The following is a 20,148-nucleotide window of genomic DNA, read 5'->3' as shown; positions in this document are numbered from 1 at the left end:
CGAGATATCACTAATTTTTAAAGATAATTTTAAAAGAAATATGTCCCTCGTTATAAGTCGCTTGAATGGAAGCTCCATGCACATCAAGAATAGATTTGGTAATTGCTAAACCAAGGCCAGTACCTTCTTCAACTCTCTGTCTAGATACATCTGTTCGATAAAAACGATCGAATAACCGATTAAGTTGTTCTGATGATAGTGGGGAGCTTTCATTTTCAATGATGAATGTTGTTGTATCAAAGTTTTGTTGGCATGTGATTTTGATGACCGAATCTGATTTGCCATATTTAATTGCATTCGATAACAAATTACTTAAAGCGCGGCGTAGCATTAAAGGATCACCTTTTATACTACCTGAACCACTCTGTTCGAGTGACATTCCCTTTTCAGCAGCGATAGCATCATAAAAATCAAATAATGCTGAAACTTCTTTAACTAAATTAACCTGTTGTAGGTTAGGTAAATGTAGACCATGTTCTGCTTTTGCCAAAAATAGCATATCAGAGACCATGCGAGCTAAATGCTCAAACTCTTCTAAATTTGAAAATAGAACTTCCTGATAAGTATTAATATTTCGACTACGAGATAAACATACTTGAGTTTGAGTCATCAAATTGTTAATAGGTGTTCTTATTTCATGAGCAAGATCAGATGAAAAATCTGAAAGTTTTTCTACTGCGGCTTCTAGCCGATCTAACATATCATTAAAAGCGACAGCCAGTGATTTAAGTTCGGTTGGAGTATTTTCGACTTCTAAACGTTCAGAAAGATGTTGGGCTGAGATACCCTCTGCTACTTTTGCCATTTGTTGTACTGGACGTAGCCCTCGCCATGCTGCGAACCACCCTAAGAACATTAAACAAATTGTACCCACAAATCCAATGTATAAAAGTTGACGTCTAAAGTCATTTAAGAAATGTAGATGCTCAGAGGTATCGATTCCAACAATAATCTGAGCTGATATAAACGAGTCATTATGATCAAAAGTCTTTTTATAAATTAAGCCACGATAAGTCTTATTTTTAATTTTCCATTCAAGCCATGGATCTTGTTTTGATTTGTTGAGTGCTTGGGGATGAATTACTGATGGTGCTGAGCTAAAAATAACTTGACCTGTTGGACGTTCAATCTGAACAATCAGATCGTGATGTCCAATTAAGGCATCTTTTAAATATAAATTTAGTTCTTGAGAGTTAGATGGGTTCTGTTCAAGTAGATTCTCTATAAGTTGAATTTTGCCTTCTAATTGAGTTCGGTCTTGAGCTTCAAAATGATGCATTACGAGCTTGTGAATAACCAACCCCATAATCATTAAGATGATAACAGTAGAAAGAGAAAAGATGATTGCTATACGAAAGCTGATTGCATTAAACAATTTACGAGTCATCTTCTACCTCTAAAACATACCCCATTCCACGTATGTTCTGTATCAGCTTTGGGCTAAAATTACTGTCAATTTTACTGCGCAAACGTTTGATAGCGACTTCTACAACGTTGGTATCACTATCAAAATTCATGTCCCATATTTGAGAGGCAATGAGCGTACGAGGTAATATCTCACCACGTCTACGCATAAATAATTCCATCAGCGCGAATTCTTTAGCTGTTAAGTCAATACGTTGCCCAGCGCGAGTGACGCGGCGTTTACGAAGATCAAGTTCAAGATCAGCAATTGTAATAAGGTTACTATCTTCTTTTTGTTGTCCCCGTCGGAGTAAGCTTTTAATTCGTGCTAATAACTCAGCAAAAGCAAAAGGCTTGACTAGATAATCATCAGCACCTAAATCCAAGCCTTTCACACGATCTTCAATTTGATCACGTGCTGAAAGAAAAAGAATAGGCATAGTTTTGCCACTTTTTCGGATATCATAAATGATATCCCAACCATCTAGCTTTGGAAGCATCACATCTAAAATGATGAGGTCATATTCTTCGGAAAGCGCTTGATGTTTACCAGATAATCCATCCGTTACCCAATCCGTTATATACCCAGCTTCAGATAGACCTTGTTTAAGGTAGTCACCGGTTTTTTGTTCATCTTCAACTAGTAAGATTCTCATTGATAAAAATCCCATATCACTCATTAAGAACATAATAACGTTATAAATACGTGATTCGTTGTAGATTACAAAAATGTCATTTTCATGTCACATAGATGTTTAGTGAAGGCCTTTAAGGTATTTACATAAAGTTAATTTTTGGAGCAAAACATGAAAACTCTATTCAGCCGTAGCTTAACCACTCTTATGTGTGTTGGTACTTTAATTGTAGGAACTCAGTCTTGGGCAGCAGATGTGAAACAAGGAACTACAGTTGTGTCTGAAATTAAAGCCGATTCAAAGACGCAAGAGAAATGTCAAAAACCTTGTAATATGAAGAATGATGATAAAACCCAACAGGATCATAGTCAGCATGAGCATGGTAACATGACGGATATGTCTCAGATGGATCATTCTAAGATGATGAATATGGGGCAATCTAAAATGAGTAATATGGATAATTCCAGTATGATGAACATGGACCACTCAAAGATGAACATGTCAAATACATCAAATAAATAACAAATACGATAAATGAAAGATCGGGGGAAATTAAAGCGAATAATAGGTTTGCTTGATTCTCCCATCCTTATATTAGATAGGTGAAATAAATGTCTACAAAATTAACGCATGTCCTTTTAATAGGAGTCGGTTTATTTTCATCAACTTGGGTTGTGGCAGCAGTTAAAGAATATGATTTAACAATCGCTGAGCAAACGGTGAATATCACAGGTAAGCCTTTAAAACGAATTACGGTTAATGGGAAATTTGTTGCACCTCTTCTTGAGTTTGAGGAAGGTGATGATGCTATTATTCGTGTCCATAACAAGCTAAAAAAACAAGATTCTTCTATTCATTGGCACGGGTTAATTCTACCGGGCATCATGGATGGCGTACCCGGATTTAATCAGTTTGACGGTATTGCCCCTAATAAGACCTACGAATATAAGTTTAAGGTACGCCAAAATGGTACCTATTGGTATCATTCGCATAGTAAAGGTCAAGAACAAGAGGGCTTGTATGGTCCGTTAGTCATTTACCCCAAAAATAGGACACCTTTAACTGTAGCTGAGAAAACAGATAAGGATTATGTCGTATTACTTTCAGATTTTCATGATTCAACTAGTGATAAAATCATGAATAATCTAAAGAAAGAAGCTGACTATTATCAGAACCGTCGTGAAACTGTTTTTGATGTTTTTAAACAAATTAAAAAAGATGGTTTAAAAGCAACATGGCAAGACCGTTCGATGTGGAACCAGATGCGAATGCTCAAGACAGATATGTCTGATGTGACAAAATATACTTTTTTGATGAATGGTAAGACTCCAGAACAAAATTGGACTGGTAATTTTAAGACGGGTGAAAAAGTACGTCTTCGGTTTATTAATGCCTCAGCAATGTCATTCTTTGACGTCAGAATCCCTAACTTGAAAATGACGGTAGTCAGTGCAGATGGGCAACCAGTGAAACCTGTTCCGGTTGATGAATTCAGAATAGGGACGGCTGAAACGTATGATGTTATTGTAGAACCCAAACAATCAAATTATCAAATTGAAGCAGAATCAATTGATAGGAGTGGTTTTTCAGTTGGTTCCTTACATGATGAGAATACTCCTCCAATAAATCAAATCAAAATGCCGAAGTCACGTCCTCGTTCTTTATTAACTATGGAAGATATGGGGATGGGGCATGATATGTCTTCTATGGCGGGCATGAATCACGACATGTCTTCAATGAAAGGCATGGATCATGATATGTCGCCTATGACAGACAGCTCAAAAGATCAGTCAATGTCTGGAATGAACCATGACATGTCTTCAATGAAAGGCATGGATCACGATATGTCGTCTATGACAGACAGCTCAAAAGATCAGTCAATGTCTGGAATGAACCATGACATGTCTTCAATGAAAGGCATGGATCACGATATGTCGTCTATGACAGACAGCTCAAAAGATCAATCTATGTCAGGTATGAACCATGGCATGCAAATGACTACATCTAATGCACCTACACAAGAAAAGAATGGTGATGTTGTATATGGCTGGGCAAATGCTTCAACACCTGTTGGTCAAAAAGCACTTCAATATAGTGACTTACAATCTTTAAAGCCTCAACCAGATACTCGTGCCCCTGAACGTGAAATGGAAATCCGTCTTGGTGGGAACATGGAGCGCTATATTTGGACAATTAATGGTAAGAAGTTTAATGAAACAGAACCATTCAAAGTGAAATACGGGGAACGTATACGCTTGAAATTTGTGAATGACAGTATGATGGCTCACCCAATGCACTTGCACGGTATGTTTATGCAGCTTGAAAATGGTCAAGATCCAAGTAATATGCCAAATAAACACACGATCATTGTGCCACCGGGGAAAACAGTTACAACTTTACTTACTGCTGATGAATTGGGTGAATGGGCTATCCACTGCCATTTGTTATATCACATGGCAGCTGGAATGATGAACAAACTCATTGTGGCAAATGTAGATAGCAATGATGATGATACGAAAAGTATCGTTGCCCAACCTCAAACTAGCCATGAGGGAGTGAATCAACATGCACATCACTAAACAGTTATATTCAAAAACAATTTTATCTGTTGCTTTAATTGGCTTAGCGGGTATGGCATTTGCGAATGATAATTCGACTGAAAATCTAAATAAGAGTACGTCAAGTATGAGTGTGCTTTTACGCGAATCAGGCGGATTAGGCTATGTTGAACGTAATACTGATCAAAAGTCTTCAAACAGCAAAGGGTCTGAAACTTTAGCTTTTAGCCAAAATCATATGAACGAGCATGGTGGGCAAATTTATCAGACAACTAAATTTTCCAATGAGTGGATAGTTGATAAAGATGGAAAGGGCAGCTTAGGTTCGAGTTTCGAGGCATTGATTGGAACAGATGAAAATCGAATGTTTGTTGAAGCTAATATGAATAAAGCGGAGAGTAATGATCCCAAATATGATGTATCAGCTCTTTACAGTAGAAATGTTGCACCATTTTGGGATGTACAAGCTGGGGTAAGGTATAGTGAGGACAAAAATAACCGTAATAGTAATCGCATTGATGGCGTTATTGGATTATTAGGCCTTGCACCTTATTTCTTTGAGACAAAAGCCTACCTTTATGGTGGTGAAAATAATTTTTGGGGAGCCAGTTTTGAGTTTGATCGAGATCTATTACTCACTCAAAAGCTAATTACTCAGCCATATATTGCAGCAGATATTGTGTTTAATGATAATTCTGATTTTGCTACAAAGTCAGGTTTGTCTGAGTTAAAGACAGGTCTAAAAACTCGTTACGAGATTAATAAGCGTATAAGACCATTTGTTGATGTCGCTTATCAATATGAAAAAGGACAGAAATTAACAACTTTTCAAGAAGCTACAAATTCTGAAAAGGGGTGGTTATACGGGGCAGGTATTGAATTAGTTTTCTAAATATTTTATTAAGAATGAATAATGGTGATATTCCATTATTCATTCTTAATTATTTTAAACTTACGGATAACCCTTCAAGTACTTTACAAGAGTTAATTTCCAAAAAACCAGAGCATTTGCTTCTTAAATCAGAAAGTTGTTGCTTAAGCTGAATCTGTTTTTGGATATTCTGCTCTAATTGATGAATATGTTTATCAACTAAGATGTTAATAGAACTACAGTTTCCACAAGGTTTGTCTTTGTATGCTAATAAAATTTTTATTTCGTCCAAGCTCATATTCAAAGTTCGGCAATTAAGAATAAATAGAAGTCGCTCTAAGTGGTCTTTGTTATAAAGTCGATAATTAGCTTCCGAACGATTAGGGGCTAGTAATAAAGCTTCTTTTTCATAAAACCGTATTGTAACAACAGGGCAACCGGATAGCTGAGATAATTCACCAATTTTTAAGTTCATTTCAAGTCACCTGATCTATTGACTCTATAGTAGCTATAGGGATTTTAATATGCAATACGTGAAGATATGACTATAGGCACATCAATGAGTGGTTGCGGTTGTAATCAAGAAAGTTCTTGTGAAGACACTAAGCAAAAACAAAATGAATCAAAAACAGATTCTTGTAAAATTAAAGATTTAGCTACAGAAGAAAGTGAAAGTTCTTGTTGCGATAATGAGGTACAGCAAGAACCTAACCCTGATGAAAAAGATTCATGCGGTAGTAAGCAGTCGAATTCATGCTGTGGTTCGGATTCGATAACTTCACCTGAAAAGATTAGGGGGAGTGAAGATACAGCGACTTTCATCAGTGACTATAGCATCCCGAAAATGGATTGTTCCGCAGAGGAACAAATGGTTCGGATGACTTTATCTTCATTGGTAGATGTTAAGAGCTTGGTTTTTGATTTGCCGAACCGAAACCTAAAAGTTCTGCATAATGGTGAAAGTAATGAAATCACTGCAAAACTTGAAGCTCTTGGATTTGGGGCAAAATTAAATAAAACTGAAGCTTATGAAAATAAAGAACAAGCACAAGAAGCTAGTACTTTTCTGATTCCGAAGATGGATTGTTCGGCAGAAGAGCAAATGGTAAGAATGGCACTTTCTCCCTTGCATGAAGTTAAAGGTTTATCTTTTGATTTGGCGCAAAGACAGTTAGTTGTTTTCCATACCAATGGGATTAATGAAATTACCACAAAACTTGAAGCCCTAGGTTTTGGTGCAAAGCTCGTGGAAACAGTAAAAGCCACTGGGGAATTGCCTGAAACACCAGATCCGACTAAGCAGGCGAAAGTCCTTAAATTATTACTAGCGATTAATGGTGTTCTTTTTTTTATTGAGTTCATAAGTGGAATTATTGCCGCATCGACGGGGCTCATTGCGGACTCTCTTGATATGTTTGCTGATGCGGCCGTTTACGGTATAGCACTTTACGCGGTAGGGAAAGCGGCTAAATACCAATTAAAAGCAGCTCATTTTGCAGGATGGATTCAACTTTTATTAGCTTTGATCGTTATTATTGATGTTGTCAGACGTTTCATGTTCGGTAGTGAACCAGAGTCAGATTTGATGATCATTATTGGCTTCTTAGCACTTATTGCCAATGTGACGTGCTTGTATCTCATTTCTGGGCATAGAGATGGCGGAGCCCATATGAAAGCGAGTTGGATCTTTTCAGCTAATGACGTAATAGTAAATATGGGGGTTATTTTAGCAGGTGTACTTGTTGCATGGACTGGTTCAGCTTACCCAGATTTGATTATTGGTATTCTTGTTTCACTGTTTGTACTGAATGGCGCTCGAAAAATTTTGGCGTTGAAGTAGGGTGCTGACAATGAATTTATTTCAAGTAAAGCAAGACCAGACTGTAAAAATCATTGATCTTAAAAAGGGTGAACAGTATCAAGATAAAAATGATCCTGTTCTGGAGCGTTTAGAACTGCTGGGCTTTAGAGTAGGTGAATCCTTACAAGTGCTTGCGAAAGGGCTTTTTGGTGGTGATCCTGTGTTGGTTCAAATCGAAACCTCACGTTTCGCCTTAAGAAAAAATGAAGCAGAACGAATTTTTGTAGAGATTACCAATGGACACTAAAAATATTGCACTTGTTGGTAATCCTAATTGCGGTAAAACATCACTTTTTAACACCCTCACAGGGACTCGTCAAAAAGTTGCAAATTATGCTGGGGTAACGGTAGAACGGAAAGAGGGATTTTTTAAACTGCCATCTGGTGATACCGTTCGAGTATTGGATTTGCCTGGGACTTATAGTTTAAAACCGAGCAGTTTAGATGAGGAGGTAACTAGAGCAGTATGCTTTGGTGAATTAAAAGGCGAAGTTATACCTGATATTTTTGTATGTGTTGTCGATGCTACGAATCTTCATCTTCATTTAAGTCTTGTACTTGAAGTCAGGGCTTTAAACAGACCAATGTTACTTGTTCTTAACATGATGGATGAGGTTAGAAAGCGTGGGATTTCAATTGATACAACGAAGCTATCTCAGCTTTTAGGTATTCCTGTTGTTGAGTCAGTAGCTGTAAAAACAAAAGGCATTCAGGGGCTATTGACCCAATTGGATCAAAAGAATTTGTTTGTTGCCCCTTATCATTCTGATCTGAGTCACTTTGACCAAATCAAATATATTACAAAACAAGTCATCTTGAAAAATGATAATGGTGATAAACGAACGGCTTTCTTGGACAAAATATTCTTACATCCAGTTTTTGGATTATTAATATTGACCTTTACCATGTTTGTAATGTTTCAGGCTGTCTTTATTTGGGCTCAACCGTTAATTTCCTTTGTTGAGGATTCGATTTCATGGTTTGGTGGGGCGATAGGACCTCTGATTACTCATCCACTTTTAAGAAGTTTGGTCGTTGATGGTGTAATTGCAGGTGCTGGTAGTGTACTCGCGTACATGCCTCAAATTCTGATCTTATTTTTCTTTATTTTAATTTTAGAAGAATCGGGATACTTACCTAGAGCTGCTTTTTTGTTAGATAAGCTGATGTCTAAAGCTGGTTTAAGTGGGCGTTCATTTATTCCACTACTTTCGAGCTTTGCTTGTGCAATTCCCGGAGTCATGGCGACTAGAAGTATTAGCTCTGAAAGAGATCGTTTAGCAACGATTATGATTGCACCTTTAATGACGTGTTCTGCACGACTACCTGTATATGCTTTGCTGATCGCTGCATTCATTCCAAACAAGTTGGTTTATGGTTGGCTCAGTTTACAAGGTCTAGTTCTGTTCGGGCTTTACATGTCAGGAATCGTATCCGCTTTATTGGTTTCTTTATTCCTGAAATTAGTCAGAAAAGATAAAACTGAAAGTATTTTCATTTTTGAATTACCTACATACCGTATTCCAGATGTTCGAAATGTAGCTTTGGGGCTTTATGATAGAGCAACTATATTCTTAAAAAGAGTTGGTGGAATTATTGTCGCACTTTCTATTTTATTATGGTTCTTGGTAACGTTCCCTTTACCACCTGATAATCCAACAATGCCACCAATCAATTATAGTATTGCTGGACAGTTAGGGCATCTAATCCATCCAATATTTGCTCCGATTGGATTTACTTGGGAAATTTGTATTGCTTTGATTCCTGCAATGGCAGCTCGTGAAGTGATTATTGCTGCGTTAGGGGTGATCTATGCAATGTCTGGTGATGAAGATGCAGTTACCCAGACTTTATTATCTCAAATATCTGGTCCGGATGGATGGGGGCTAGCGACAGGTATGTCATTGTTAGTTTGGTTTATCTTTGCCCCGCATTGTTTAGCAACACTAGCGACCATTCGAAGAGAAACAGGGAGTTGGAAACAACCAGTCGTAATGGCTGTATATCTCTTTTCATTGGCTTATTTATTTTCCTTTATAACTTATCAAGTTATAAGTCGGTTTTAATTTAGAAGGCGGTTGTTGATATAAACCAACAACCGCTGTTTAATGAATTAGTTTAATTAATTATAGGATTGTTATTTACAGGATAATCTGTAAAACTAAAAAGGTTAAATTTTGGTCTTGATGTTATGCACTTGTTAAGGACATGCTTATCGCTGTTTTTATCTTTTGCTATCCTAATTGTAGGATCGGCAGCAGCTGCTGCATCTGTACATAGCCCATGTTTAATGTCATCTCAAGATACACAATCCATGCAAATGATGAATTCTGAAGATCATGAAAAAGCAAGTGCTATGCACATGGATTGTATGAAAGCTGAGGTAAAGATTAAGAAGCAATTACATGATCCATCATGTATGTCTAAGCAAGATTGTATTATGTCATTTTCTAAAATTGCATATACATCTACAGCGCTGGATGTTTTGCAGTCGATGATTTTTTTACCTGCGGAACAGTCTACTTTTTCTCCATTAAATCAAAATTTCATCTCATCTGATCTTTCCAATTTATGGAAACCCCCACGCTTTAACTAATTTGATGATTCTTCATCATTCATAGAGTTTTCTATGGGTGTTCTGCACGTGCGCGTGTACATCATTTTAGAGCTAAAAATATGAACTTTAATAAAGGAAAGCTGTCCCTAAAATGGGGTGGATGCTCGATTGCGACGATCTGTTTTTTCTTGAGTTATGGACATGCTTATGCCCAGCCACTGACTTTGGATACAGCATTGAAGCTTGCTGAGCGATATGCGCCTGCTCTAAGAGCTAATAGTGCTCAGATTGAAGGTGCTGAGAATATAGTTTCAGCTTCAGGTATTTTGCCCAATCCTAAACTATTTGTGGGTCTCGATAATTACCCTGTATCAGGTGATGCTGCATGGTCTGTCACACAAGAGGGGATGACGATGCAAAAGATTGGCATCATGCAAGATTTTCCAAATCGTGCCAAAAGATTAGCTGAAGTTGAATTAGCAAAAGCTGAATTGGGTTCAGCAAATGCTCAAACAGAAATTCTGCGAATTGAGTTACGTCAAAAAGAAGCATCGGCATGGCTTAAACGTTTTTATCTTGAGCGTAAACTGGCGTTATATGATGACCTTCTTTCAGAAAATGGATTGCTATCCCAGATTACACAAACACAGGTTGCGTCTGGTCGAACCATGGTTGCTAATACAATTTCCCCTAGGCTGGACAAAACTATTTTGCTTGATCAAAAAGATGATTTGCTTCGAGATATAAATAAGGCAAAACTAGAATTACACCGATTAATCAGTGAGGATTCTAGTGGTACAACTGAAATAGAAAGTTTGCCTACCCAAGAACCTATAATTAATTTTGATACATCACGTTTATATCATCATCTGCATCAACACCCTGAACTAAAAGCATTCCAAGCAGAAAAGCAAACTGTTGAAGCAAAGCTTAAGCAAGCCCAAGCCCTTCAAAAACCAGATTGGGGTATTGAGCTTGCCTATCAGCATCGTGCTCCTGAATTTGGAGATATGATTGGTGTACAACTGACAACAGAACTACCAATATTTTCAAAAAAACGTAGTGGTCCGCTCATTCAGGCAGCATTAGCTGAACAAAATCGGATTACAGCAGATCAGGAGATAAAATACCGCGACCATCTCACCATGTTAGATGAGGGGCTATCGGATTTAAAAGCTCTTGAAAGACAAATCCAACGTACCGTTCAAAGTACACTTCCTTTGGCTAAAGAAAAAGTAACTTTACAGTTAGCAAGTTATCAGGCTGGTAAAGCCAATTTGTCAGATGTCATTGAGACACGACAAGCATTACTAAATCAGCGATTACGTCTCATCGATTTACAACAACAGCAAGCAATTATCAAAGCCCAGCTCTATTTTTCTTTTGTAGAACCCACCTTAAACCATGCTGAGGAGTCAAGATAATGTTAAAAAATAAATTGGCATTTGTAATTGCTGGCTTGATTGTGGGCAGCTTGGGAGTCGGTAGTGGGATTGGATATTGGTATGCGCATCAAAATGATGAAAAGCAAACTGTAAGTGATCAGGCAACTGCTAAAGTGTTGTACTGGTACGATCCAATGAAACCAGAACAGCATTTTGATAAGCCAGGGAAATCCCCTTTTATGGATATGCAGTTAGTCCCTAAGTATGCGGATGAAAGTACTTCTGGAATAACTGAAAGTGCAGGAGTAAAGATTGATCCAGCTCTTCAACAAAATCTAGCCATTCGTTATGCCACAGTCGAACAGGCTGTAATGGGCAATACCTTGTTAACCAATGGCATATTACAAGCGAATGAACGACAGGTAGCAATTCTGCAAACACGAGCAAGTGGTTTTGTTCAGCGTGTTTATGGCCATGCAGTCGGGGATATAGTGACTCAAGGGAGTCCGATTGCTGATATTTCAATCCCTGAGTGGACTGGGGAACAGACTGAGTTTTTGGCAGTACTTAAAATAGGAGACCGTTCTCTTATTCAAGCAAGTCGACAACGCCTACAGCTTCTGGGAATCCCACCAAATGTGATCCATCAAGTCGAACGGACACATCAAGTACAGTCTAATATGACTTTGAGTGCTCCTTTGAGTGGATTCATTGACTCACTAGAAGTTCGTAGTGGAATGGCTTTAGCTATGGGGCAAACACTTGCCACCATTAAAGGCGTGAATCCAATTTGGTTAGAAGCAGCAGTGCCTGAAACGCAAATTGCTGGGATAAAGCGAGGAGATAAAATCGAAGCAACTTTTGCTGCGTACCCTCAAAAAGTGTCTGGCAAAGTCATTGATATTTTACCGACATTAGATACTACAAGCAGAACCATAAAAGTTCGTATTGAGTTACCCAATAGAGAGGGGCAACTCAAGCCCGGAATGTTTGCTTCTGTCAAATTTTCCAACAATCCTCAAAGCAGTTTAGTTGTGCCAGAGCAAGCTGTTATACGTACAGGTACTCGTAATATTATTATTGTCGCACATGAAAAAGGGCGTTTCGAACCTGTTGTTGTACAGTTAGGACAGAGTGACGGAAATAAAATAGCAATTCTACAGGGTTTGAACGCTGGTCAGAAAATCGTGATTTCGGGACAATTCCTAATTGATTCTGAGGCCAATTTACAGGGTGTACTGGATAAGCTGAACACTGGACAATCGATTACATCATCTCAAGTGACTAAGGCATCAATATACCAAGGCATTGGTAAAGTGGAAAAAGTTACAGCTCAAGACATTACCATTTCACATCATGCAATTGCTGAATTGGGGTGGGGGGCTATGACCATGAGCTTTAAACAACCAGTACAACCATTTACCCAAATTCAGCAAGGCGAGCAGGTCAGTTTTCGTTTTACACGTGTTGGGGATGCTTATGTTATTTCTGACATTTCCAAGATGTCTATGACATCTATGCAGAACTAAACGGGAGAACCATTATGATCGCCCGTATTATTCGTTTTTCAATTACAAATCGAGTATTTGTCTTATTAGCTGCTGTAGTTCTTGCCGTTTGGGGAACTTGGGCTGTCAAGAATACTCCGGTTGATGCTTTGCCAGATCTGTCTGATGTACAAGTGATTGTGCGAACTAATTTTCCCGGTCAAGCACCACAAATTGTTGAAAATCAGGTGACTTATCCTTTAACAACGACCATGTTATCAGTACCCGGTGTTAAAGCTGTTCGGGGCTATTCTTTTTTTGGTGATTCGTTTGTTTATGTCATTTTTGATGAACATACTGATCTTTATTGGGCACGTTCTCGTGTATTGGAATATCTCAATCAAATACAAGAAAGAATGCCTGCAAATGCAAAATCTTCATTAGGACCAGATGCTACAGGTGTTGGTTGGATCTACGAATATGCTTTGGTTGATCCAACAGGGCAACATGATCTCTCACAACTGCGAAGCATACAAGATTGGTTTTTGAAGTATGAACTGAAGACAGTACCAAATGTGGCTGAGGTCGCCACAATTGGGGGGATGGTTAAACAATATCAAGTTGTTTTAGACCCAACCAAAATGGCAGCATTCGGTATAACTCAGCGAAGCATAATTGAAGCAATTCAAAAGGCAAATCAGGAAACTGGCGGTTCAGTCCTAGAAATGGCTGAAACTGAATATATGGTGAGAGCTTCAGGTTATTTAAAAACATTAGAAGATTTTCGGCAGATTCCGTTACGTACAAACGATTTAGGTGTTCCAATCACTCTTGGAGATGTTGCAACGATTCAACTCGGTCCTGAAATGCGTCGTGGAATTACTGAACTCAATGGACAAGGGGAAACTGTTGGAGGTGTTGTGATTTTACGTGCTGGTAAAAATGCACGTGAAACCATTACTGCTGTAAAAGAAAAACTTGCTGAATTACAACAAAGTCTACCGAAAGGTGTACAAGTTGTTTCTGTGTATGACCGCAGTCAATTGATTGATCGGGCGGTAGAGAATCTCAGCCATAAATTAATTGAAGAGTTTATTGTAGTGGCTTTGGTTTGTGGGCTATTCCTCTGGCATTTACGTTCAGCAATGGTTGCGATTGTTTCTTTGCCTTTGGGAATCTTGTCAGCCTTTTTATTGATGTATTATCAGGGACTAAATGCCAATATCATGTCATTGGGTGGGATTGCAATCGCGATTGGTGCTATGGTTGATGCATCTGAACCGTACCGGGTTTGTCGGAGGGTCAATATTCTGAGAGACTATTCCGATGAAAAAACCAAACTATACCCCCGAAATTAGAGAAAGAGCGGTTCAATTACTAATTGAATCTGAAAAAGATTATCCTTCTACTTGGGCAGCAATCACAGCTATTGCACCTAAGATTGGTTGTACTCCTGAAACATTGCGTGTTTGGTATTTAAAGCATATGGATCAACTAAATCCTGCCAAAGTACAACAGATATCTGACCAAGAAAAAATGAAGCAAATGGAACGTGAAATTAAAGAATTAAAACGTGCCAATGAAATTCTACGTAAAGCAGCCGCTTTTTTCGCCCAGGCGGAGCTCGACCGCCCACACAAATAATGGTGGATTTTATCCATAACAATAAAGATCGATATGGTGTTGAAGCGATTTGTAGAATTTTACCGATTGCAGCTTCGACCTATTATCGGGCTTTAGATCTCGTTGATAACCCAGAACATCGAGCGAAACGTGCTCAGCATGATTTACATCATGCAGAACAAATCAAACGTATTTGGAAAGAAAGTTCAGGTCGATATGGTGTACGTAAAGTCTGGCAAAAATTGAAACGTGAAGGCTATGTTATTGCACGTTGTACAGTTGCTCGATTGATGCAGAAGCTAGATATACAAGGTGTTTGGCGTGGTAAGAACAAACAAACTACCCGCAGCCGAGATGATCAAAAACGAGCAGATGATTTAGTGAAACGGAATTTTAGTGCTGATCGACCTGACCAATTATGGGTCAGTGACTTTACGTATATTCAAACCAATTCTGGCTGGGTCTACACTGCATTTATTATTGATGTGTTCTCGCGAGCAATTGTTGGATGGAAAGTATCTACACGGATGAATACAGATATGGTGCTCGATGCATTGGAGCAAGCATTGCACGATCGAGGCATGCCAAAGAATGTAATTCATCATTCCGATAGAGGTGTTCAATATCTTTCTATTCGCTATACCAATCGTTTAGAAGCAGCAAATTTACGAGCATCAGTCGGTACGACAGGTGATTCATACGATAATGCTTTGGCTGAAACGGTGAATGGCTTATACAAAACAGAGGTGATTGAATATTTAAAAGCAGATTGGCAAGGTTTAGCGGATGTACAACTTGCGACATTAAATTGGGTAGATTGGTTCAACAAAAAGCGTGTACACAGTGCACTGGGTTATGTATCGCCTTTTGAGTTTGAAGCAATGTACTATGATAAGATTAATCCGTTAGGTCAGGTGGCCTAACTTAAATAAAAAAGTCTCCGACAAACCCGGTACGGTTCAATCTGTGGTTATGGTCGAAAATGCACATAAGCATATCGAAGCTTGGCAACATGAACATCCTGATCGAGTTTTAGAAATACAAGAGCGTTGGGACATCATTACACGTTCTGCCAGTGAGGTTGGGCCTGCTTTATTTTTCTGTTTACTCATCATTACTTTATCCTTTATTCCCATTTTTACTTTGCAAGCACAAGAAGGACGATTGTTCTCTCCATTGGCATTTACTAAAACTTATGCCATGGCTGCTGCTGCGGGGCTATCTATTACATTGATTCCAGTTTTGATGGGATACTGGATTCGCGGGAAGTTACCATCTGAACAACGGAATCCATTAAACCGTTTTCTCATCAAAATATACCGTCCTATGTTAGATAAAGTCTTAGCTTATCCAAAGACAACGTTATTAGGTGCGTTACTCATTTTTCTTATCAGTCTTTTTCCTTTAACGCAATTAGGTGGAGAGTTCCTGCCTAATATGGATGAAGGTGATTTACTGTATATGCCTTCAGCTTTACCGGGATTGTCCGCAGCAAAAGCTTCTGAATTACTTCAACAGACTGATCGAATGATTAAAACTGTTCCAGAGGTTGCCACTGTATTTGGTAAAGCTGGGCGAGCAGAGTCGGCTACAGATCCTGCACCTTTAGAAATGTTTGAAACCACGATTCAGTTTAAACCACGATCTGAATGGCGTTCAGGTATGACACCAGATAAGTTGATAAAAGAACTGGATAAAGCTGTTCAAGTACCGGGTTTAACAAATATCTGGGTGCCGCCTATTCGTAACAGAATTGATATGTTGGCGACCGGGGTTAAAAGCCCAATCGGGATCAAGATTTCAGCAAATGATTTGCAAGATATTGATCGGGTAGCACAACAAATTGAACAGGTTGCCAAAAAAGTGCCCGGTGTTAGCTCAGCTTTAGCTGAACGACTCACTGGTGGGCGATATGTTGATATCGATATTAATCGAATGGAAGCTGCACGCTATGGTCTCAATATCACCGATGTACAGCAAATTGTGTCATCAGCAATTGGTGGGGAAAATATTGGTGAAACTGTTGAAGGGTTAGCAAGGTATCCTATTAATGTACGTTATCCGCGAGAAATTCGAGATTCACTTGAGGCATTAAGAAATTTACCAATTCTGACTGAATCAGGTCAGCAAATTGTTTTGAGTAGTGTTGCCAACATTCAAATCACAGATGGTCCTCCGATGTTAAAAAGTGAGAATGCTCGTCCAAGTGGTTGGGTCTATGTTGATGTACAAGGACGTGATTTAGCCTCCGTTGTTCGGGATTTGAAACAGTCTATTGACCAACAAGTGAAACGCTCTGCGGGTATGAGTATTAGTTATTCAGGTCAATTTGAATTTATGGAAAGAGCAAATGCTCGCCTAAAGGTAGTAATACCAATCACTTTGATGATCATTTTTCTATTGCTGTATCTGATTTTTAGACAAGTACAAGATGCTGCTCTGATTATGCTGACTCTACCATTCGCTTTAATTGGTGGTATTTGGGCAATGTATTTCAGTGGTTATAATTTCTCAATTGCCATTGCAGTAGGCTTTATTGCACTTGCCGGTGTTGCCGCAGAGTTTGGAGTGGTCATGTTGTTTTATTTAAAGCAGGCGATAGAACATGCTCAACAAAATTTATCATCTTTAACTGAGCAGCAACTCAATGATGCCCTTCGTACAGGGGCAGTACTACGGGTTCGCCCTAAAGCGATGACTGTAGCTGTCATTCTGGCGGGTTTGATTCCTATCCTTTTAGGAACTGGAACGGGCTCTGAATTGATGAGTCGTATTGCTTTACCTATGGTTGGGGGCATGATTTCAGCTCCACTTTTATCAATGTTTGTTATTCCCGCTGCATATCAGCTTTTAATCAAAAGAAAACTATCAAAATCTTGATAGTTTTCTTATTTCGTTCAAAGAGGTTTTATTATGTTTAAATTTATTAAAATTGTCGCTCTTGTTGCCACTGTTACTGCGTTAAGTGCATGTAGTAAAAATGAGGCGTCAGAGCAAAAGAAAGCGGAAGCGCCTATGGAGCAGATGAGTAAAGAATCATCTACAGCAACGACAACTCAAGCAGTTGGAGTGATTACGGCTATTGATACGAAAGAAAATATTTTGACACTCGATCATGAGGCAATTCCTGCGATTAAATGGCCTGCGATGACCATGGGCTTTAAAGTTGCTGATCCTGCATTATTGAATGGGCTTGCAGTAGGGCAAAAAGTTGATTTTGAATTAAAGGCTGAGGGAGAAACATACACAGTCGTAGCTGCTAAGTTAAAAAAATAGGATGATTTAGTAGATAGAATTTTGATAGTAATGAGGTTCTTTTCAAAAGAGCCTTATTCTCTAATAAAAAACAAAACATATGGTATTGCATATATATGGTAATTCGAATATAAAGATATTATAAATTATCAAAAGAGCTCAATTCGATGACAACTTCATCAACTGTGACGATTTATCACAACCCAGCTTGTGGGACATCTCGCAACACTTTGGCTTTGATCCGTAATACAGGGATTGAGCCAACTGTGATTGAATATCTCATTACACCACCTAGTCATGACGAATTAGTTAAATTGATTCAGGATGCAAAATTAACAGTAAGAGAGGCCATTCGCCAGAATGTAGATCCTTATCGGGATTTAGACCTTGATCGTAGTGATTTGAGTGATGAGCAGTTACTTAGTTTTATGCTTGATCATCCAATATTGATTAATCGACCATTTGTTGTTACTGAATTAGGCACTCGCTTAAGCCGTCCTTCTGAAGTTGTCTTAGATATTCTACCATTACCTCAGAAGGGTGCCTTTACGAAAGAGGATGGTGAAAAAGTGATTGATGAAAATGGTCAACGAGTGAATTAAAAATTTTACTTTTTGTATGTGATTATCCGCATATCCAAATAAGTGAATGGGAGTTAAGAATGGACCAAGTTAATTTTTTTAAATGCTTATCAGATGAAACTCGACTAAATATCGTGACTTTAGTCGCTGAGAATAAAGAATTATGTGTTTGTGATTTGACTGAAAAGTTGCAACTGAGTCAGCCAAAGATTTCTAGGCATTTAGCGTTATTGCGTTCTTCTGGTCTCTTACAGGACAGGAGACAAAGCCAATGGGTGTATTACAGCATTAATCCGCAATTACCAATGTGGTGCCATGACGTTCTGAATCTTTTGGTAAGCAGTCAAACCATAGTAAATAAAGATTCCCAAAATATCCAAATAAATAGCTATTGTGAGTAATAGAATATGAAATTTCTTTTTTTGTGTACTGGAAATAGTTGCCGTAGCATCCTCTCAGAAGTCCTTTTTAACAGTCGTGCGCCTGAAGGATGGAAAGCATACAGTGCAGGTAGTAAGCCATCAGGGCAAGTACATCCATTGACTATAGAAACTTTAGAAAATCTTGGTCTCTCAACAGATGGTTTGTGGAGTAAAACCATTGATGACTGCGAACAATATCAACCTGACGTCGTGATTACTGTTTGCGATTCAGCAGCTCAAGAAGCGTGTCCACTTTATTTAGGTGGAGCGATTAAGGCACATTGGGGCTTGGCTGATCCTTCACATTTAGATTTGCCGAAAGAAGAAAAATTAAAAGCATTCCAAGTTACTGTTGATCATATCAACCGCCGCTTAGACGCTTTATTGGCACTAGATACAACTCATATGTCTCGCCCAGATTTGATTGCAGCAATCAATCAAATTTCGCATATTGAATGAGAACATCATGGCTCAACAAAGATTATCTTTTCTAGATCGTAACCTCACTCTATGGATTTTTATCGCCATGGCATTGGGGATTGCGATAGGTGTGTTCTTTCCGCAAGCTTCCGTTACTTTAGACAAAATGAGTGTGGATTCCGTCAATATTCCAATTGCGATTGGTTTGATTCTGATGATGTATCCACCTTTAGCCAAAGTGGACTATGCTACTTTGCCACAAGTGTTTAAAGACAAGAAAACCTTAACTTTGTCTTTGGTGCAGAACTGGGTGATTGCGCCTGTATTAATGTTTGCATTAGCAATTATTTTTTTACATAGCTATCCAGAGTACATGACAGGCTTGATCCTGATCGGTTTGGCTCGCTGTATTGCAATGGTCTTGGTGTGGAATGGTTTAGCCTGTGGTGATAACCAATATGTAGCAGCGTTGGTGGCATTCAATAGTATTTTCCAGATTCTGTTTTTTAGTACCTATGCTTGGCTGTTCCTCACATTCTTGCCACCCTATTTCGGTATTGCAGGGCAAGTGATCAATGTTGATTTCTGGACGATTACCCATGCGGTGTTGGTTTACTTGGGGATTCCATTTCTTCTTGGTTTCTTGACTCGTTTGGTTTTGGTCAAAGCCAAAGGCTTAGATTGGTATCAAAATGTCTTTTTACCCAAGATCAGCCCACTCAGTTTATTGGCACTTCTTTTTACCATCGTGGCAATGTTTAGCCTAAAAGGTGGTGATGTAGTGAGCTTACCATTGGATGTTCTGCGTATCGCAATCCCACTCACGATTTATTTTATTGTGATGTTTTTCATCAGCTTCTTTATGAGTAAATGGATGGGCAATGACTATCCTAAAACCACAGCAATTTCTTTCACGGCTGCTGGTAATAACTTTGAGTTGGCTTTGGCTGTAGCGATTGCAACCTTTGGTTTGGCTTCACCTGTGGCATTTACCACCGTGATTGGTCCTTTAGTTGAAGTACCTGTATTGATCGCTTTAGTGAGTGTGTCTCTATGGCTCAGAAAAAAGTATTTTAAATCGGTGTAATT

18 protein-coding genes, 2 pseudogenes and 1 other annotated feature are annotated in these 20,148 nt (G+C 38.6%); of the genes and pseudogenes, 17 read left to right on the top strand and 3 right to left on the bottom strand.

Going from position 1 to position 20,148, the window contains the following annotated elements; genetic code table 11:
* Positions 1 to 10: 10 nt before the first annotated feature.
* On the bottom strand, positions 11 to 1,387 hold the full coding sequence (locus EGS47_RS02695; protein WP_004801537.1) for a heavy metal sensor histidine kinase: 1,377 nt from the start codon (positions 1,385 to 1,387) through the stop codon (positions 11 to 13).
* Complete coding sequence (locus tag EGS47_RS02690) at positions 1,377 to 2,060, bottom strand: heavy metal response regulator transcription factor (RefSeq protein WP_004722337.1); 684 nt, start codon at positions 2,058 to 2,060, stop codon at positions 1,377 to 1,379. The genes EGS47_RS02695 and EGS47_RS02690 overlap by 11 nt, the downstream gene beginning before the upstream one ends.
* Before the next feature lie 150 nt (positions 2,061 to 2,210).
* On the opposite strand from EGS47_RS02690, the gene EGS47_RS02685 reads away from it, so the two are divergent.
* The 3 genes from EGS47_RS02685 (at position 2,211) to EGS47_RS02675 (ending at position 5,489) form a co-directional block, all read left to right on the top strand.
* Positions 2,211 to 2,561 carry a hypothetical protein gene (locus EGS47_RS02685; RefSeq protein WP_004801531.1) on the top strand — a complete coding sequence of 117 codons (351 nt, stop codon included), beginning with the start codon at positions 2,211 to 2,213 and terminating at the stop codon, positions 2,559 to 2,561.
* A gap of 89 nt (positions 2,562 to 2,650) precedes the next feature.
* Positions 2,651 to 4,618 (top strand): multicopper oxidase domain-containing protein, encoded by a 1,968-nt coding sequence (locus EGS47_RS02680; protein ID WP_062846547.1) that lies wholly within the window; start codon positions 2,651 to 2,653, stop codon positions 4,616 to 4,618.
* Positions 4,605 to 5,489, top strand: coding sequence for a copper resistance protein B (locus EGS47_RS02675; RefSeq protein WP_004801527.1), 885 nt, complete (start codon positions 4,605 to 4,607; stop codon positions 5,487 to 5,489). The genes EGS47_RS02680 and EGS47_RS02675 overlap by 14 nt, the downstream gene beginning before the upstream one ends.
* 49 nt (positions 5,490 to 5,538) lie before the next feature.
* Here the strand turns inward: EGS47_RS02675 and cadR are convergent, their stop codons facing one another.
* A complete protein-coding gene (cadR, locus tag EGS47_RS02670; protein ID WP_004699715.1) occupies positions 5,539 to 5,943 on the bottom strand; it encodes a Cd(II)/Pb(II)-responsive transcriptional regulator in 405 nt (134 codons plus the stop codon).
* Between the two features lie 84 nt (positions 5,944 to 6,027).
* Here cadR and EGS47_RS02665 point away from each other — a divergent pair, with 84 nt between their 5' ends.
* From EGS47_RS02665 to arsB, 14 genes and pseudogenes are all read left to right on the top strand, one after another.
* Positions 6,028 to 7,308: a cation transporter gene (locus EGS47_RS02665; RefSeq protein WP_004699717.1), complete on the top strand. Its 1,281-nt coding sequence runs from the start codon at positions 6,028 to 6,030 to the stop codon at positions 7,306 to 7,308.
* A gap of 10 nt (positions 7,309 to 7,318) precedes the next feature.
* Positions 7,319 to 7,576 carry a FeoA family protein gene (locus EGS47_RS02660; RefSeq protein WP_004699719.1) on the top strand — a complete coding sequence of 86 codons (258 nt, stop codon included), beginning with the start codon at positions 7,319 to 7,321 and terminating at the stop codon, positions 7,574 to 7,576.
* Positions 7,566 to 9,395 carry a ferrous iron transporter B gene (gene feoB / locus EGS47_RS02655; protein ID WP_004699721.1) on the top strand — a complete coding sequence of 610 codons (1,830 nt, stop codon included), beginning with the start codon at positions 7,566 to 7,568 and terminating at the stop codon, positions 9,393 to 9,395. The genes EGS47_RS02660 and feoB overlap by 11 nt, the downstream gene beginning before the upstream one ends.
* Positions 9,396 to 9,520: 125 nt before the next feature.
* Positions 9,521 to 9,925, top strand: coding sequence for a hypothetical protein (locus tag EGS47_RS02650; protein WP_004699723.1), 405 nt, complete (start codon positions 9,521 to 9,523; stop codon positions 9,923 to 9,925).
* A gap of 80 nt (positions 9,926 to 10,005) precedes the next feature.
* A complete protein-coding gene (locus tag EGS47_RS02645; protein ID WP_125269146.1) occupies positions 10,006 to 11,310 on the top strand; it encodes a TolC family protein in 1,305 nt (434 codons plus the stop codon).
* A complete protein-coding gene (locus EGS47_RS02640; RefSeq protein WP_004699726.1) occupies positions 11,310 to 12,800 on the top strand; it encodes an efflux RND transporter periplasmic adaptor subunit in 1,491 nt (496 codons plus the stop codon). Before EGS47_RS02645 ends, EGS47_RS02640 begins: the two co-directional genes overlap by 1 nt.
* Before the next feature lie 14 nt (positions 12,801 to 12,814).
* Positions 12,815 to 14,035: pseudogene (locus EGS47_RS02635) on the top strand (efflux RND transporter permease subunit); the annotation flags it as partial.
* A gap of 49 nt (positions 14,036 to 14,084) precedes the next feature.
* A protein-coding gene (locus tag EGS47_RS02630; protein ID WP_125269079.1) for an IS3 family transposase occupies positions 14,085 to 15,304 on the top strand; the annotation gives its coding sequence in 2 pieces (ribosomal slippage) (positions 14,085 to 14,361 and positions 14,361 to 15,304; 1,221 coding nt in all).
* Positions 14,360 to 14,476: a sequence feature (AL1L pseudoknot), on the top strand. It overlaps the preceding gene by 117 nt.
* Before the next feature lie 40 nt (positions 15,305 to 15,344).
* A pseudogene (locus EGS47_RS02625) lies at positions 15,345 to 17,261 on the top strand (efflux RND transporter permease subunit); the annotation flags it as partial.
* Between the two features lie 33 nt (positions 17,262 to 17,294).
* The gene (locus EGS47_RS02620; protein ID WP_004699729.1) at positions 17,295 to 17,657 is read left to right on the top strand and encodes a copper-binding protein; all 363 of its coding nucleotides are present in this window, start codon (positions 17,295 to 17,297) and stop codon (positions 17,655 to 17,657) included.
* A 146-nt stretch (positions 17,658 to 17,803) separates the two neighbouring features.
* Positions 17,804 to 18,238, top strand: a complete 435-nt coding sequence (arsC, locus tag EGS47_RS02615; RefSeq protein ID WP_004699732.1) for an arsenate reductase (glutaredoxin) — start codon at positions 17,804 to 17,806, stop codon at positions 18,236 to 18,238.
* Between the two features lie 59 nt (positions 18,239 to 18,297).
* Positions 18,298 to 18,618: a metalloregulator ArsR/SmtB family transcription factor gene (locus EGS47_RS02610; RefSeq protein WP_004699734.1), complete on the top strand. Its 321-nt coding sequence runs from the start codon at positions 18,298 to 18,300 to the stop codon at positions 18,616 to 18,618.
* A 6-nt stretch (positions 18,619 to 18,624) separates the two neighbouring features.
* On the top strand, positions 18,625 to 19,098 hold the full coding sequence (locus EGS47_RS02605; protein WP_004699737.1) for an arsenate reductase ArsC: 474 nt from the start codon (positions 18,625 to 18,627) through the stop codon (positions 19,096 to 19,098).
* 7 nt (positions 19,099 to 19,105) lie between these two features.
* Positions 19,106 to 20,146 carry an ACR3 family arsenite efflux transporter gene (arsB, locus tag EGS47_RS02600; protein ID WP_004699740.1) on the top strand — a complete coding sequence of 347 codons (1,041 nt, stop codon included), beginning with the start codon at positions 19,106 to 19,108 and terminating at the stop codon, positions 20,144 to 20,146.
* Positions 20,147 to 20,148 lie beyond the last annotated feature (2 nt).

This window comes from Acinetobacter sp. FDAARGOS_515, from assembly GCF_003938865.1.
GTDB classification, from domain to species: domain Bacteria; phylum Pseudomonadota; class Gammaproteobacteria; order Pseudomonadales; family Moraxellaceae; genus Acinetobacter; species Acinetobacter ursingii.
This window is presented reverse-complemented; position numbering and strand designations above follow the sequence as displayed.

Coding starts and splice junctions, on each gene's coding strand:
- EGS47_RS02695 (WP_004801537.1), bottom strand. CDS start 1,387: ATGACTCGTAAATTGTTTAATGCAATCAGCTTTCGTATAGCAATCATC.
- EGS47_RS02690 (WP_004722337.1), bottom strand. CDS start 2,060: ATGAGAATCTTACTAGTTGAAGATGAACAAAAAACCGGTGACTACCTT.
- EGS47_RS02685 (WP_004801531.1), top strand. CDS start 2,211: ATGAAAACTCTATTCAGCCGTAGCTTAACCACTCTTATGTGTGTTGGT.
- EGS47_RS02680 (WP_062846547.1), top strand. CDS start 2,651: ATGTCTACAAAATTAACGCATGTCCTTTTAATAGGAGTCGGTTTATTT.
- EGS47_RS02675 (WP_004801527.1), top strand. CDS start 4,605: ATGCACATCACTAAACAGTTATATTCAAAAACAATTTTATCTGTTGCT.
- cadR (WP_004699715.1), bottom strand. CDS start 5,943: ATGAACTTAAAAATTGGTGAATTATCTCAGCTATCCGGTTGCCCTGTT.
- EGS47_RS02665 (WP_004699717.1), top strand. CDS start 6,028: ATGAGTGGTTGCGGTTGTAATCAAGAAAGTTCTTGTGAAGACACTAAG.
- EGS47_RS02660 (WP_004699719.1), top strand. CDS start 7,319: ATGAATTTATTTCAAGTAAAGCAAGACCAGACTGTAAAAATCATTGAT.
- feoB (WP_004699721.1), top strand. CDS start 7,566: ATGGACACTAAAAATATTGCACTTGTTGGTAATCCTAATTGCGGTAAA.
- EGS47_RS02650 (WP_004699723.1), top strand. CDS start 9,521: ATGCACTTGTTAAGGACATGCTTATCGCTGTTTTTATCTTTTGCTATC.
- EGS47_RS02645 (WP_125269146.1), top strand. CDS start 10,006: ATGAACTTTAATAAAGGAAAGCTGTCCCTAAAATGGGGTGGATGCTCG.
- EGS47_RS02640 (WP_004699726.1), top strand. CDS start 11,310: ATGTTAAAAAATAAATTGGCATTTGTAATTGCTGGCTTGATTGTGGGC.
- EGS47_RS02620 (WP_004699729.1), top strand. CDS start 17,295: ATGTTTAAATTTATTAAAATTGTCGCTCTTGTTGCCACTGTTACTGCG.
- arsC (WP_004699732.1), top strand. CDS start 17,804: ATGACAACTTCATCAACTGTGACGATTTATCACAACCCAGCTTGTGGG.
- EGS47_RS02610 (WP_004699734.1), top strand. CDS start 18,298: ATGGACCAAGTTAATTTTTTTAAATGCTTATCAGATGAAACTCGACTA.
- EGS47_RS02605 (WP_004699737.1), top strand. CDS start 18,625: ATGAAATTTCTTTTTTTGTGTACTGGAAATAGTTGCCGTAGCATCCTC.
- arsB (WP_004699740.1), top strand. CDS start 19,106: ATGGCTCAACAAAGATTATCTTTTCTAGATCGTAACCTCACTCTATGG.